The sequence below is a fragment of the Streptomyces sp. NPDC090499 genome (assembly GCF_044769305.1).
Classification (GTDB): domain Bacteria; phylum Actinomycetota; class Actinomycetes; order Streptomycetales; family Streptomycetaceae; genus Streptomyces.
The window spans coordinates 63,541-76,647 of sequence record NZ_JBIVXP010000026.1 but is presented as its reverse complement, the minus strand read 5'-3'; the positions used below and the strand labels follow the sequence as shown (position 1 = coordinate 76,647).

Annotated in this window: 16 protein-coding genes; 6 read left to right on the top strand and 10 right to left on the bottom strand. The window is 71.9% G+C overall.

What is annotated here, in order from left to right:
- Nucleotides 1-31 precede the first annotated feature (31 nt).
- The 4 genes from ACIQVL_RS46840 to ACIQVL_RS46825 all read right to left on the bottom strand — a co-directional run bounded on the left by ACIQVL_RS46840 (nt 32) and on the right by ACIQVL_RS46825 (nt 4,031).
- Entirely contained in the window at nt 32-1,732 is a 1,701-nt protein-coding gene (locus tag ACIQVL_RS46840) for a methylmalonyl-CoA mutase (protein ID WP_403478621.1), read from the bottom strand.
- A 98-nt stretch (nt 1,733-1,830) separates the two neighbouring features.
- Nucleotides 1,831-2,175, bottom strand: a complete 345-nt coding sequence (locus tag ACIQVL_RS46835) for a DUF3817 domain-containing protein (RefSeq protein WP_403444387.1) — start codon at nt 2,173-2,175, stop codon at nt 1,831-1,833.
- A 66-nt stretch (nt 2,176-2,241) separates the two neighbouring features.
- Nucleotides 2,242-2,751: a MarR family winged helix-turn-helix transcriptional regulator gene (locus ACIQVL_RS46830; RefSeq protein WP_403444384.1), complete on the bottom strand. Its 510-nt coding sequence runs from the start codon at nt 2,749-2,751 to the stop codon at nt 2,242-2,244.
- Between the two features lie 32 nt (nt 2,752-2,783).
- Nucleotides 2,784-4,031, bottom strand: a complete 1,248-nt coding sequence (locus ACIQVL_RS46825) for an MFS transporter (protein WP_403478620.1) — start codon at nt 4,029-4,031, stop codon at nt 2,784-2,786.
- 304 nt (nt 4,032-4,335) lie between these two features.
- Between ACIQVL_RS46825 and ACIQVL_RS46820 the strand changes: the two genes are divergently transcribed.
- Nucleotides 4,336-5,352: a DUF5937 family protein gene (locus ACIQVL_RS46820; RefSeq protein WP_403478619.1), complete on the top strand. Its 1,017-nt coding sequence runs from the start codon at nt 4,336-4,338 to the stop codon at nt 5,350-5,352.
- A gap of 59 nt (nt 5,353-5,411) precedes the next feature.
- On the opposite strand, the gene ACIQVL_RS46815 is transcribed toward ACIQVL_RS46820, so the two are convergent.
- The 5 genes from ACIQVL_RS46815 to ACIQVL_RS46795 all read right to left on the bottom strand — a co-directional run bounded on the left by ACIQVL_RS46815 (nt 5,412) and on the right by ACIQVL_RS46795 (nt 8,312).
- Entirely contained in the window at nt 5,412-6,062 is a 651-nt protein-coding gene (locus tag ACIQVL_RS46815) for a TetR/AcrR family transcriptional regulator (protein ID WP_403444376.1), read from the bottom strand.
- Nucleotides 6,059-6,739, bottom strand: coding sequence for a DUF4166 domain-containing protein (locus ACIQVL_RS46810; RefSeq protein ID WP_403478618.1), 681 nt, complete (start codon nt 6,737-6,739; stop codon nt 6,059-6,061). Before ACIQVL_RS46810 ends, ACIQVL_RS46815 begins: the two co-directional genes overlap by 4 nt.
- Nucleotides 6,736-7,479, bottom strand: coding sequence for a hypothetical protein (locus ACIQVL_RS46805; RefSeq protein WP_403478617.1), 744 nt, complete (start codon nt 7,477-7,479; stop codon nt 6,736-6,738). Before ACIQVL_RS46805 ends, ACIQVL_RS46810 begins: the two co-directional genes overlap by 4 nt.
- Before the next feature lie 198 nt (nt 7,480-7,677).
- On the bottom strand, nt 7,678-7,971 hold the full coding sequence (locus tag ACIQVL_RS46800; protein WP_403444368.1) for an MTH1187 family thiamine-binding protein: 294 nt from the start codon (nt 7,969-7,971) through the stop codon (nt 7,678-7,680).
- On the bottom strand, nt 7,968-8,312 hold the full coding sequence (locus tag ACIQVL_RS46795) for a DUF3817 domain-containing protein (RefSeq protein ID WP_351962298.1): 345 nt from the start codon (nt 8,310-8,312) through the stop codon (nt 7,968-7,970). Before ACIQVL_RS46795 ends, ACIQVL_RS46800 begins: the two co-directional genes overlap by 4 nt.
- Before the next feature lie 133 nt (nt 8,313-8,445).
- On the opposite strand from ACIQVL_RS46795, the gene ACIQVL_RS46790 reads away from it, so the two are divergent.
- The 5 genes from ACIQVL_RS46790 to ACIQVL_RS46770 all read left to right on the top strand — a co-directional run bounded on the left by ACIQVL_RS46790 (nt 8,446) and on the right by ACIQVL_RS46770 (nt 11,517).
- On the top strand, nt 8,446-8,769 hold the full coding sequence (locus ACIQVL_RS46790; protein WP_403444365.1) for a DUF6191 domain-containing protein: 324 nt from the start codon (nt 8,446-8,448) through the stop codon (nt 8,767-8,769).
- A 91-nt stretch (nt 8,770-8,860) separates the two neighbouring features.
- Nucleotides 8,861-9,493, top strand: coding sequence for an AIM24 family protein (locus ACIQVL_RS46785; RefSeq protein ID WP_093499030.1), 633 nt, complete (start codon nt 8,861-8,863; stop codon nt 9,491-9,493).
- 1 nt (nt 9,494) lies between these two features.
- Entirely contained in the window at nt 9,495-10,145 is a 651-nt protein-coding gene (locus ACIQVL_RS46780; protein WP_351494366.1) for an AIM24 family protein, read from the top strand.
- Complete coding sequence (locus ACIQVL_RS46775) at nt 10,142-10,948, top strand: AIM24 family protein (RefSeq protein WP_403478616.1); 807 nt, start codon at nt 10,142-10,144, stop codon at nt 10,946-10,948. The genes ACIQVL_RS46780 and ACIQVL_RS46775 overlap by 4 nt, the downstream gene beginning before the upstream one ends.
- 92 nt (nt 10,949-11,040) lie before the next feature.
- Complete coding sequence (locus tag ACIQVL_RS46770; RefSeq protein WP_403444357.1) at nt 11,041-11,517, top strand: MarR family winged helix-turn-helix transcriptional regulator; 477 nt, start codon at nt 11,041-11,043, stop codon at nt 11,515-11,517.
- Between the two features lie 83 nt (nt 11,518-11,600).
- Here the strand turns inward: ACIQVL_RS46770 and ACIQVL_RS46765 are convergent, their stop codons facing one another.
- Nucleotides 11,601-12,845, bottom strand: a complete 1,245-nt coding sequence (locus tag ACIQVL_RS46765; protein ID WP_403444354.1) for an MFS transporter — start codon at nt 12,843-12,845, stop codon at nt 11,601-11,603.
- Nucleotides 12,846-13,107 lie beyond the last annotated feature (262 nt).

The following is a 13,107-nucleotide window of genomic DNA, read 5'->3' as shown; positions in this document are numbered from 1 at the left end:
GGGTCCAGGGGCGGAGCCCCCTGGTACGTGGCTAGAACCCCGCCGGCTCGGTGTACACGCCCCACTCGTCCCGCAGCACCCCGCAGATCTCACCCAGGGTCGCCTCGGCCCGTACGGCGTCCAGCATCGGCTCGATCATGTTGGCGCCGGAACGGGCGGCGCCCAGCATCGCGTCCAGGGCGGCACGCACCGCGCTCTCGTCCCGCGCCGCCCGCCGTACGCCCAGCACCCGTACCTGCTCCCGCTCGACCTCGTGCGAGACGCGGAGGATCTCCAGGTCCCCGGTGACGGACCCGGTGTGGACGTTGACGCCGACGACCCTCTTGTCGCCCTTCTCCAGTGACCGCTGGTACTGGAAGGCGGACTCGGCGATCTCGCCGGTGAACCAGCCGTCCTCGATCCCGCGCAGGATGCCCGAGGTGACCGGCCCGATCGGGTGCCGCCCGTCCGGGTGGGCGCGCAGCCCCCGCTCCTTGATCTGGTCGAAGATCTTCTCGGCGTCGGCCTCGATCCGGTCGGTGAGCTGCTCGATGTACCAGGAACCACCCAGCGGGTCCGCCACGTTGGCGACGCCGGTCTCCTCCATGAGCACCTGCTGGGTGCGCAGCGCGATCTCGGCGGCCTGCTCGCTCGGCAGGGCGAGGGTCTCGTCGAGGGCGTTGGTGTGCAGCGAGTTGGTGCCACCGAGCACGGCCGCCAGCGCCTCCACTGCCGTACGCACCACGTTGTTGTACGGCTGCTGGGCGGTCAGCGAGACTCCGGCGGTCTGGGTGTGGAAGCGCAGCCACTGCGCCTTCTCCGACCGGGAACCGTACACGTCCCGCATCCACCGGGCCCAGATCCGGCGCGCGGCACGGAACTTGGCGATCTCCTCGAAGAAGTCGACGTGCGCGTCGAAGAAGAAGGAGAGGCCCGGGGCGAAGACGTCCACGTCGAGGCCGCGGGAGAGGCCCAGTTCGACGTAGCCGAAGCCGTCCGCGAGCGTGTAGGCCAGCTCCTGCGCGGCCGTCGCGCCCGCCTCCCGGATGTGGTAGCCGGAGACGGAGAGCGGCTTGTACGCGGGGATGCCGGCGGCGCAGTACTCCATCAGGTCGCCGATCAGCCGCAGATGGGGTTCGGGCTGGAACAGCCACTCCTTCTGGGCGATGTACTCCTTGAAGATGTCGGTCTGGAGCGTGCCGTTGAGGACCGACGGGTCGACGCCCTGCCGTTCGGCGGCGACGAGGTACATGCAGAAGACGGGCACGGCGGGCCCGCTGATCGTCATGGACGTCGTGACGTCGCCGAGCGGGATGTCCTTGAAGAGGACCTCCATGTCGGCGGCGGAGTCGATGGCGACCCCGCAGTGCCCGACCTCGCCGAGCGAGCGCCCGTCGTCCGAGTCCCGGCCCATGAGGGTCGGCATGTCGAAGGCCACGGAGAGACCGCCGCCGCCGTTGGCGAGGATCATCTTGTAGCGCTCGTTGGTCTGCTCGGCGTTGCCGAACCCGGCGAACTGGCGGATGGTCCAGGTCCGCCCGCGGTAGCCGGTCGGATACAGGCCGCGTGTGAAGGGGTACTCCCCCGGCCAGCCGATCCGCTCGAATCCCTCGTAAGTGTCCCCCGGTCGGGGCCCGTACACCGGCTCCACGGGGTCCCCGGAGAGCGTGGTGAAGTCTGCGTCCCGCTTGCGGGCCGCGTCGTAACGGGCCTGCCAGCGTCGGCGGCCCTCCTCGATGGCGTCAGCGTCCATGCTTCGAATTTACTAGGACGTCCTAGTAAATGTCGATGGGAAACCGCCGCACGGGTGTCCGTACGGCGGTACGCCCCGGGGTCCCCCGGAGCTGCGGACTAGGCCTGGACCTTCGCGGCCACCGGAGAACCCTCGGTGACCTTGGCGTCCAGCTCGCGGGTGACCCTGCGCTCCACGAAGAAGGCCGCGGTCGGGATCGTGCCCGCCAGCAGCACCCACAGCTGCTTGCCGACCGGCCACTTCGCCTTGGAGCCCAGGTCGAAGGCGAAGACCAGGTAGACGACGTAGAGCCAGCCGTGCGCGATGGCGACGACGCGCGTGACGTCGGCCGCACCGTCGATGTCCAGCCCGTACTTGGCGATCATGCTCAGGCACAGCAGCACCAGCAGCACACCGGTGACGTAGGCCAGGACGCGGTAGCGGGTCAGCACGCTCTTTTTCATGGGCACGAGCGTAACCACCCGTTCCGGGAGATCTTGTCCCGGGTCACTCCTCTGCGCAGGGTGCGTTCAGTCCTCGTCGAAGTCGCTCGCGGCGACCCGCAGCGGCCGCAGCATCGCGAAGATCTCCCCGCACTCCTCGGCGTCGTACACCCCGAGCCCGAAGTCCATCGCCATCAGGTCGCGGGTGGCCGCCTCGACGACCTCACGGCCCTTCTCGGTGATGGTGGCGAGCGTGCCGCGCCCGTCGTTGGGGTTGGGCCGCTTGTCGACCAGACCGGACCTCACCAGCCGGTCCACGGTGTTCGTCACCGAGGTCGGGTGCACCATCAGCCGCTCGCCGATCTTCGACATCGGCAGCTCGCCGGCCTTGGAGAAGGTGAGCAGCACCAGCGCCTCGTAACGCGCGAACGTCAGCCCGTACGGCTTGACCACCGCGTCGACCTCGGCCAGCAGGATCTGCTGGGCCCGCATGATCGACGTGATCGCGGCCATCGACGGGACGCTTCCCCAGCGCTGCTTCCAGAGGTCGTCGGCACGGGCGATGGGGTCGAAGGGGAGACTGAGAGGCTTGGGCACGTCACCGACCCTACCGGCCGGTCATATAGCGGTCAGCCCTGTCTCGGCTTTCGGTCACCCGCCCGCTCCCGGTCGCCTCCGGCCGGGCCGGCCGGGCATCGCCGGGCCGCCGCCGCCAGGCCGCAGCAGCACACCACGCCCACCGCCCCGGCGCCCGCCACGGCCGCCCGCACCCCCACGGTCTGCGCCGCCAGCCCCGCCAGCGTCATGCCGACCCCCTGCAGGGTCATCAGCCCGGCGCTGAGCACGGTCATGGCCCGCCCGCGCAGCTCCTCGGGCACGGCCCGCACGAACCACTGGTCCAGCCCCAGTGTGTACGCCGACCCGGCCCCCGCCGTCAGCAGGAGCAGCAGCGAGAGGGCGAGGGACGGGTGCAGGGCGTACCCCAGGTACGGCAGCAGGGTGAGGCAGACCAGCGGGAGGGCGATCCGCTCCCGGGCGGCGGGGCCGAGCCGGGCACCGGCGTACAGCTCCCCGGCGACGGTGCCGACCGGCAGCGCGCACATCAGCAGGCCGAGCCCCGGGGACCCGGTGCCGAGCGCGTCGGCGTAGGGGGCGGCGAGCGCCTCGGGGACGACGGCGAACATCGCCGGGATCCAGAAGAGCAGGAGCAGCAGCCGGATGCGGCGGTCGGCGAGCAGCTGCCGGGTACCACCGCGTTCCCGGGCCCGCGCGCGGGCGGGGCGGCGCCGGGTGCCGAGGCGGAGCAGGGCGGCCGAGGCGAGGAAGGTACCGACGGTGATCAGCAGGGCGTGCCGCGGGGTGAGGACGGCGAGGAGCAGTCCGCCGAGGCCGTAGCCGACCAGCAGGGCGCTCTGCGCGACGATCCGCAGCAGCGAGCGGCCGAGCACGAACAGGTCGCCGCCGCCGAGGATGTCGGAGAGGGTCGCCATCCGGGTGCCGGCGAACACCGGCGAGACGACGGCCAGAGCGCAGCGCAGCCCGAGCAGCACTCCGATGCCCGTTCCGGGCACCGCCATCACGGCGACGCACCCCGCGCACACCAGGTCGCAGACCACCAGCACCCGGCGGGCCGGGAACCGGTCGGCGACCGGGGCCAGGAGGGTGCCGCCGACCAGGTAGGGCAGGAAGCCCAGCGCGAAGGTCAGGGCGCTGAGCAGGGGTGATCCGGTGAGGTCGTACACCAGCACGGACAGCGCGATCTCGCTGACGATCACGCCGAGCATGGACAGCACGTGGGCGGCGAAGACGGCACGGAACTCGGGCACGGCGAGGACCCGGCCGTAGCCGGCGGTTCTCTGGAGGGCAGGCGCGGACATGGACGGCAGCGTGCCCGCGCTCCGGCCCGGCGCTTAGAGTTTCGTCACCAGCCGAATCTTCGCCCCTGGCCCCGCCACCTCTTCGTCCCTGGCCCCGCCACTCGTCCCTGGCCCCGCCACCTCTTCGTCCCTGGCCCCGCCACCTCTTCGTCCCTGGCCCCGCCACTCGTCCCTGGCCCCGCCACCTCTTCGTCCCTGGCCCCGCCACCTCTTCGCCCCTGGCCCCGCCACCTCTTCGCCCCTTCGCCCCTTCGCCCCTTCGCCCCTTCGCCCCTTCGCCCCTTCGCCCCGGAACGGTCCCGCCATGCCCTCCCACCTCCACTTCGACGAGGACGACTTCCTGCGCTGCCGGTTCGCCGTGTCGCCGCTGTGGGAGACGCAGGAGGCGGTGCGCACGCTGCGGCGGCCGGACCGGCACGGCTATCACGCGCCCTGGCTGCGGCGGATCAGGGCGGTGGCGGCCGGTCTCGACCTGGCCCCGCTGTGGCTGCTGATGCCCCGTCGCGGCCACTCGCCGGACTGGCTGGTGGCACCGCCGACGGGTCCGGCCGCCTCCGTCGAGGAGGAGCTCGCGGCCCTGCGGGCGGCGGACCCGGAGACGGCGCGGGCGGACACCGCGCGCTCGCTCGCGGACACGCCGGGCGCGCTGGGGTCGGCGACCGGCCGGGCCTGGCTGGCCGATCCGCCGCGCCTGGTCCGGGAGGTGACGGACGCGCTGGAGGAGGCCTGGCGGGTTCTGGTGGCCCCGGACTGGCCCCGGCTGCGCGTCCTGCTGGAGGCGGACATCGCCTTCCACTCCCGGCGGCTCGCTGAGGTCGGCCTGGGCGGGCTGCTGCCGGAGCTCCACCACCGGTTCGGCTGGCGGACCGGCACGCTGACGGTGGCCGCGCCCGGCGGCGCGTACGAGCGGCGCCTCGGCGGGCAGGGCCTGGTGCTGATGCCGAGCGTCTTCACCTGGCCGGACGTGATCAGCACCTTCGAGCCGCCGGCCCGGCCCACGCTGGTCTACCCGGCCCGGGGCATCGGCGGCCTGTGGACCGACCCGGCCGCGGTCACCCCCGACGCCCTGGTACGGCTGCTGGGCCGGGGCCGCGCCACGGTCCTGGCCGCCCTCGCCGAACCGGCCACCACCACCGCCCTCGCCCACCGGCTGCGCCTCGCCCCCTCCTCGGTCTCCGCACACCTGACGGCCCTGCGCGACGCGGGCCTGCTGGCCTCGCGCCGCTACGGCCACCAGGTGCTGTACGAGCGGACCCCGCTGGGCATCGCGCTGGCGTCGGGGCCGCGACGGCTGCAGCGGGGCGCTGTCGACGACCCGTGAGCGGGTCCGTCCGAGTCGCAGTCTGCAGACGGCACATCGCCGCACACCCAGTGGAGCGCCTATTTACGGCCGACCCGTCGCAGGTGGTGCCGGACCGCGCGCTGGGCCACCGGGCCGAGTTCGTCCAGCGCGGCGACCATCGCGCCGAGTTGTTCCAGGGCGTCCAGGGCCGCGTGGGCGCCGGCCGTGTCGACGCCCTCGTACAGCTCGATGCCGACGAAGGACGCGGCGACCGCGCGGGCGAGCCCGGCCGGGTCGGCGAACTCGCCGAACGGGGTGGCCGCGAGGACCCGGCCGAGTACCTCCTCCATCTCGGCGATCCACAGGTCGAGCCCGGCCGCCGTGGCGGGCCCCAGCGCCTCGTGGGTCTGGGCACCGGCCAGCAGCTGGCCGAGCAGGGCGACATGGCCGCCCGCACGTGCCTCTTCGTGGATCTGCCGCCCCACGGTGAGGAGTTCGGAGAGCGAACGGACCTCGGCAAGGCGGGGGCGGAAGCGGGCGACGGCCTGTTCGGCGCCGTAGCGGCAGGCGGCGGCGAGGAGTTCGTCCACGGATCCGAAGTGGTAGAAGACCAGCGCCTGGTTGACCCCGGCCGCCGCCGCCACGGTACGGGCCGAGGTCTTGGCGATCCCCTGCTCGGTGAGCGTCCGCAGCGCACCCTCCAGGAGCTTGTTCTTGGTCTCCAGGGACTTGGCGGTCTCCGGGCTCACCCGCGCGACTCCTCACGGACCGGCCGCAGTCCCGGCCGTACCCCGCGGCCGCCGATGCCGGTGTACGACACCGCGAAGGAGCCCTGGTAGCCGAAGAGCGGCCCGAAGTACCGGTTCGCGACCCGCACCCGGATCCGGAAACGGCCGGCCCGGTCGTCGTAGGACTCGCGCACCTCCGCGGTGGCGCCGATGAGTTCGGGGACCCGGACGTCCACCGGGCCCTCCCTGAACCGGTGTTCGCCGGAGCGGATCAGCAGGGAGCCGTCCGGCTCGGCACGGAAGTGCAGCTCGCTGGCGAGGTGCTGGTGCGTGCCGAGGTAGTCGAGGATGCGGTCGCCCTTGGGACTGAGCACCATCTGGGCGTCGAAGCGGCGGGGGCGGCCGGGCAGGTCGAAGGTGCGCACGAAGGTCACCGTCTCACGGCCGTAGGTGTCCGCGTAGGGAACATTCTCGATCTTGAAGGGCACGCTGCCGGCGGCCTCCGGGACCAGGATGTTGCGGGTGGCGCCCAGCGCCAGGAACGGCTTCACGAACGCCGGCCCGTGCCAGATGCGCTCCATCACGCCGTGGCCGGTGCAGGCCTCGCCGCTCTCCAGGCCGATCGAGAAGCGGCGTCGGAGCTGCGGGTGCAGCCGGTCGAAGTCCGGGCCCATGACCGTGCGGAACATCGAGGTCACGACTGCTTCTCCAGGGTGTTCAGGACGCGTGGGGCGGTGACCTTCGCCGACGGGGTGCGCAGGCAGCGGCGGGCGGCGGGGGTGGTCGCGAGCGGGGCCGCGAAGAGGGCCAGGGAGAGTGCGACCACGAGAAGGAGCGGGACCAGGAAGGCGACGGCGGGCGAGAGGACGCCGAGGACCGGGCCCCGGGCCAGGCCGGCCGCGCAGCCGGCGACCGTCAGCGCGCGGGCCGCCAGCTCGGCCAGCCAGTTCCGCCGGGCCCGTTCCGGGGTGATCCCGCGTTCCAGCCACAGCCGCAGCCGGTCGAAGGACCAGGCGGTCGCCCAGCCCATCAGCGGGCGGAGCACGAGCCGGTCGGCGAGCGCGCCGAAGGCGCCCCAGCGGGGCCGGTAGTCGTAGCCGGTGAGGAAGCGGACGCCGTCGCCGACCGGGATGTAGCGCCAGTAGCCGCTGCCCTCGGCGAGCAGCGAGAGCGGGTGCGGGGTGGCGAAGCGCAGGGCCGAGGTGCGGGTGCCGTCGGGGCGCTCCTTCTCCCCCGCCGAGACGCCGGTGCCGGCGATCGTCAGGAACGGGAGCACGCGGGTGGCGTAGCGGAAGCGCTGCGGCTCGCCCGCCGCGCGCGGCAGGTGGTCGATCTCGGTGAACCTCAGGTCCCAGCGCTGGTGCCGGGCCGGGTCCTGGGTGCGGGCCCACAGCTCGTCGAGGTCGGCTCGGATGTGCGCCTCTATGTAGAGACCCATTGGTGGTGTACCCCCGTCACCTGGTCCTTCAAGGTCCTTCGAGGTCCTACGAGGACCTTTTGAGCGATCGCTCAAACCCTCGGCGATGACGGTACCGGGTTTTGAGCAACTGCTCAATCACCGGGCACAGGAAAACCCCGGCCGCGCTGGGCCGGGGCTTCCGTCCGCCTGGTTGGTTTTCTGCTGCTCCCGCTGCGGCTACTGGGCGAGGTACTGCTCGACCGTCGCCACCTTGCTGGTGAGGCCGTCGGTGACACCGGGCCGGATGTCCGCCTTGAGGACCAGGGAGACGCGCGGGGCGCGCTCCTCGACGGCGGCGACGGCGCGCCTGACGACGTCCATGACCTCGTCCCACTCACCTTCGACCGAGGTGAACATGGCGTCGGTGCGGTTGGGCAGCCCGGACTCGCGGACCACCCGGACGGCGTCGGCGACGTACTCCCCGACGTCCTCGCCGACACCGAGCGGCGTGACGGAGAAGGCGACGATCATGCGTTCACGACCCCTTCCTTGCGGGCGCGGGCGGCGATGACCTCGTCCTCGGCGGCGCGCTTGAGCCTGCGCTCGGCGAAGAAGCCGCCGGTCGGCAGGACGGAGAGGACGAAGTAGAAGAGGCCGGTCTTCAGGGACCACTTGGTGCGGTTCCAGGCGTCGGCCCAGAAGATCACGTACAGGATGAACAGGACACCGTGGACCGCGCCCATCACGGGCACCGCGTTGAAGTCCGTGGTCCGCTTGAGCACCGAGCAGACGAGCAGGATCAGGAAGGAAACGGCCTCCGGGGCGGAGACCAGGCGGAGGCGGCGGATGGCGGTGGCGGTCTTGATGTCCACGAGTCACCTTCGGTGGGAGAGACGTCCACTCTTTGTGAACGCGAGCACAAACGTTCTGCCATTGTGGCAAAGGGGTGGTGCCGCCCCGGCGCGGGGGTGGCAGGCCGGGCCGGGCGACGAAGGGGGCGCGGGTATGCGGTTGGTGTTCTTCATGACCCTGCCGGGGCTGGTGGTGCTGCTCACCGTGGTGGCCTTCGTGGACCAGCTGCTGCTACGGGCCGGCCGGGCGGGGGTGCTGCCCTGGCGGAACGCCGCCCGGCAGGGCCAGGTCTCCGCGACCGGCTTCGAGCAGCTGCACGCGGCGCTCTCCCCCGGCAAGCAGCACGAGCTCAAGGAGCGGCAGAGCGCGCTGGTGCTGCGCGACGACGAGGAGGACGGCGCGCCGCGCAGGTCCACGGTCGATCTCACGGCGGGAACGGCCGTGATACGCCTCCCCGGTGAGCGACGGCGCCCCTGACGGCCGCACCCCTAGGGGACGGATCGGGGGTGATGTCCACCCACGGGACCTGTCGCCGCCGTCTGCCTGCGGCTACCTTCGCAGCGTGGCGATGTTCCGACTCCAGGGCAGCAAGGTGCTCGCCGTCGAGATGACCGGGGACGCCGTGAAGGCGAAGAACGGCTCGATGGTCGCGTACGACGGGCAGATGGCGTTCAAGAAGCTGAGCGGCGGCGGCGAGGGGCTGCGCGGGATGGTGACCCGGCGGCTCACCGGTGAGCAGATGACGGTGATGGAGGTGAAGGGGCACGGGACGTGCTGGTTCGCGGACCGGGCGTCCGAGATCAACCTGGTCGGGCTCCAGGGCGACAAGCTGTACGTCGAGTCCAGCAACCTGCTCGCGACCGACGCGGGCCTGCGCACCGGCACGACGTTCACCGGGCTGCGCGGCGCCTCCCAGGGCAACGGCCTGTTCACCACCACGGTCGAGGGCCACGGCCAGGCCGCGATCATGTCGGACGGCCCGGCGGTGGTGCTCAGGGTCAGCCCGCAGTACCCGCTGACCGTCGACCCGGGTGCCTACATCGCCCACCAGGGCAACCTCCGCCAGTCCTTCCAGTCGGGTGTGACCTTCCGCACGTTCCTGGGAGAGGGCGGCGGGGAGGCCTTCCAGATCCGGTTCGAGGGGGACGGCCTGGTGTACGTGCAGCCGAGCGAGCGCAACACGATCGCGGGGGACGTCTGACATGGCCCTGCGCGAGGTGAACTCCAAGATGGTCGAGGCGACCGTCGTGCCCGGTCAGCGGCTGTTCAGCCAGCGCGGCGCGATGCTCGCCTACAAGGGCGAGGTGTCCTTCACGCCCAACATCCAGGGCGGGCAGGGCGGGCTGATGTCGATGCTCGGCCGCCGGGTCGCCGGCGAGGCGACCCCCCTCATGACCGTCGAGGGCAGCGGCACGGTCTTCTTCGGGCACGGCGGCCACCACGTCCACGTCATCACCCTCACCGGCGACACCCTCTACGTCGAGGCGGACCGGCTGCTCGCCTTCGAGGGCACGCTGCAGCAGGGGACGATGTTCATGGGCTCCCAGGGCGGCGTGATGGGCATGGTGCGCGGCCAGGTCACCGGCCAGGGCCTGTTCACCACCACCCTCAAGGGCCACGGTGCGGTCGCCGTGATGGCCCACGGCGGGGTCTTCGAGATCCCGGTCACCCCGCAGCGCCCGGTCCACGTCGACCCCCAGGCCTACGTCGCCCACCACGGCGACGTGCGCAACAAGCTGTCGTCCGCGCTCGGCTGGCGGGAGATGGTGGGCCGCGGCTCCGGTGAGGCGTTCCAGCTGGAGCTCAGCGGCAACGGCATGGTGTACGTGCAGGCGTCGGAGGAGAAGCTGTGAGCGGATACGGAGCCGCCGGAGCGGCCGGGCCGGTCGTGTACGACCCGATGACCCTCCCCGTCGACGACAACGTCAACAAGTACACCTTCTGCGTGGAGCTCAAGAGCAGCCAGTGGTTCCTGCAGAAGGGGAAGATGATCGCCTACTACGGCTCGATCGACTTCAACGGCATCGGGCACGGCCGTTTGGACCGACTTGTCCGTACGTCTTTCCATTCGCCTCTGCACGCGAGCGACTGGGTGGTGGCGGAGGGCTCGGGGAGGATGCTCCTCGCCGACCGGGCGTTCGATGTGAACTCGTACGACCTGGAAGACGGCAACCTGACCATTCGCTCCGGCAACCTGCTCGCTTTTCAGCCAAGTCTCGCGCTGAAGCAATCAATCGTTCCCGGTTTTCTGACCCTTATCGGAACCGGAAAGTTTGTGGCGGCGTCCAACGGACCGGTGGTGTTCATGGAACCCCCCATCCGGGTGGACCCGCAGGCGCTGGTGGGGTGGGCCGACTGCCCCTCCCCCTGCCACCACTACGACCATGGGTACATGACCGGCGTACTGGGCGGTCTACGTGCACTGACAGGCCTCGGCGGGGCCTCCGGAGAGGAGCATCAGTTCGAGTTCGTGGGAGCCGGCACGGTCCTGCTCCAGTCCACCGAGACCCTGATGGCCGAGCAGGCCGCGGGAGCGGTTCCGCACGAGCCCGGAGTGCCCGGCGGAGGCGTCCCCTCCACAGGACATTCACAGCAGCCGGGCGCACCGCGCCTTCCCGGACAGCTGGGGGACCTCCAGCGTCGCTTCGGGCTGTGAGCGGTAGTCTGCGGAGTGTGACATCGAACGCGTGCGCACAGTCACACCACCCTCACTAGTTCGCCTTTCAACATTTTAGGTAGACTTCATTCATGGAGACCGAGACGGCCACGCGCTGGCTGACCGATGCGGAGCAGTGCGCCTGGCGCACCCACCTGGAGGTCAACAGGCTGTTGACGTACCAGCTCGAAAAGGACCTGCAGCCGTTCGGCCTGACAATGAACGACTACGAGATCCTGGTGAACCTGTCCGAGTCGGAGGACGACCGGATGCGGATGAGCGACCTCGCCTCCGCCACCCTCCAGTCCAAGAGCCGGCTGTCCCACCAGATCACCCGCATGGAGAACGCGAACCTGGTCCGCCGCGAGAACTGCGAGTCCGACCGCCGCGGCCTGTTCGCCGTCCTCACCGAGCACGGCATGGAGACGATGAAGAAGGTGGCGCCACATCATGTCGCCTCCGTGCGACGGCACTTCATCGACCTGCTGTCGCCGGAGGCCCTCATAGAGCTGGACAAGGGCCTGAAGCCCATCGCGGAACACCTGCGGGGGCAGCGCGGGCGCCCCTGACGAGGAACGGCACCTGAAGACGGCGGACGAGGGTTCAGGTCTCGTCCGCCGTCTGCCGTAGCCCCCTTCGGGGCCGCGGGACGCTAGCTGCGATCAGCCCCCGTTCCCCCGTTCGTTCCCCCGTTCGCCCGCGGCCTCACTGCCCGCACCGCTGCGGCGGAGGCCAACGCGACACTTCCCGCGAGTGCGAAGCAAGCCTCGACCGACAACCGCGCGACCAGCAGGCCGGCCGCCATGGACCCTGCCGCGGTGCCGGCGTTCACCGCCGCGTTCACCCACGCCCCGGCCCGCGTCCGCTCCTCCTCCGCCGCCGTCTCGTCGGCCAGCAGATACGCCGTCGTCAGGGTCGGGGCCACGAACATCCCGGTCGCCGCCATGGCCGCGGCCAGCGTCCACATCCCCGGCGCGAACCCGGCGGCCACCAGGACCACCGCCAGCCCCACCGCCAGCCACGCCAGCCGCTCCCCCGCCGGCCGGCGCCACTCCACCGCCCCGTTCAGCAGCCCGCCCACCGCGCTGCCCGCCGAGACCGCGGCGAGCACCCAGGGGACGGCTCCGTCGCCGTACGACCGCTGCTCGGCGAACGCCATCACCAGCAGGTCCACCGCGCTCAGCGCCAGACCGAGGCCGACGGCCGCGAGGACCGGCGCCGCCGGGAAGCGTCCGGGCGTGCGGCCCTTCTCCCGCTTCGGCGGGACCGCTCCCCGCACCGGCGGAGACATCACGAACGCACAGGTGCCGCCCAGCATCAGCACCGCGCTCAGCAGCAGCCCCGCCGGCGGCGGGCCGAACCGCAGCAGCAGGCCCACCAGCGCCGGGCCGGACACGAACAGCAGTTCCTCGGCGACCCCGTCCAGGCTGTACGCCCGCCGCAGCAGCGCCGGGTCGTCGGCCAGGCGGCCCCACACCGCCCGCATCGTGGGGCCGAGCGGCGGCGCGAAGCAGCCGGTGAGCGCGGCGGCCGTGGCGAGGGCCGCGGGCGGTGTGCCAGGTCGCCAGGTCAGGGCGGCCAGAAGGCAGAGCAGAGCGCTGTAGACGGCCGCCAGCGGCGGCAGGGCGCGCCGGGGACCGTACCGGTCCACCAGGCTCGCCCGGACGGGCAGCAGGACGACCATCGTGCCGCCGAAGAGCGCCATCACCAGACCGGACACGGCGTAGGAGCCGGCCGCCCTGGTCACGGAGAGCAGCACGGACAGCGAGACCGTGCCGTAGGAGAGACGGGCCGCGAGCGCGGCCAGGAAGGTGCGACGCGCGTGCGGAACGCGCAGGACGGCGGCGTAGGAGGGCCGCCGGGCACGCGAAGGGCGCGACGAAGTCAACGCGGACATGAGTGAGTTCCTCGGGCAGAGGCGGAAGAGGGGACACCTGAGGGCGCCACGGCACGGGGTGTTCACGTGCCGGCGGCGCCGGGTGCGCTCTTACGCCAAGGAGAGGAACATGCCGGTCAAGGTAGCAGCACCGGTTGCCGCACGGGGGTGGGGACGCTCACCGGCGCCGGCCGGGTGCCGCCGCGCCCACCCGTGCCGCCCCAGCGGCGCGACTGCCCGCAGCTGAGTCGTGCCCCGCAAGGGGCGCGGGGAACTGCGCGAG

Coding starts and splice junctions, on each gene's coding strand:
- ACIQVL_RS46840 (WP_403478621.1), bottom strand. CDS start 1,732: ATGGACGCTGACGCCATCGAGGAGGGCCGCCGACGCTGGCAGGCCCGT.
- ACIQVL_RS46835 (WP_403444387.1), bottom strand. CDS start 2,175: ATGAAAAAGAGCGTGCTGACCCGCTACCGCGTCCTGGCCTACGTCACC.
- ACIQVL_RS46825 (WP_403478620.1), bottom strand. CDS start 4,031: ATGTCCGCGCCTGCCCTCCAGAGAACCGCCGGCTACGGCCGGGTCCTC.
- ACIQVL_RS46820 (WP_403478619.1), top strand. CDS start 4,336: ATGCCCTCCCACCTCCACTTCGACGAGGACGACTTCCTGCGCTGCCGG.
- ACIQVL_RS46805 (WP_403478617.1), bottom strand. CDS start 7,479: ATGGGTCTCTACATAGAGGCGCACATCCGAGCCGACCTCGACGAGCTG.
- ACIQVL_RS46800 (WP_403444368.1), bottom strand. CDS start 7,971: ATGATCGTCGCCTTCTCCGTCACGCCGCTCGGTGTCGGCGAGGACGTC.
- ACIQVL_RS46790 (WP_403444365.1), top strand. CDS start 8,446: ATGCGGTTGGTGTTCTTCATGACCCTGCCGGGGCTGGTGGTGCTGCTC.
- ACIQVL_RS46785 (WP_093499030.1), top strand. CDS start 8,861: ATGTTCCGACTCCAGGGCAGCAAGGTGCTCGCCGTCGAGATGACCGGG.
- ACIQVL_RS46780 (WP_351494366.1), top strand. CDS start 9,495: ATGGCCCTGCGCGAGGTGAACTCCAAGATGGTCGAGGCGACCGTCGTG.
- ACIQVL_RS46770 (WP_403444357.1), top strand. CDS start 11,041: ATGGAGACCGAGACGGCCACGCGCTGGCTGACCGATGCGGAGCAGTGC.
- ACIQVL_RS46765 (WP_403444354.1), bottom strand. CDS start 12,845: ATGTCCGCGTTGACTTCGTCGCGCCCTTCGCGTGCCCGGCGGCCCTCC.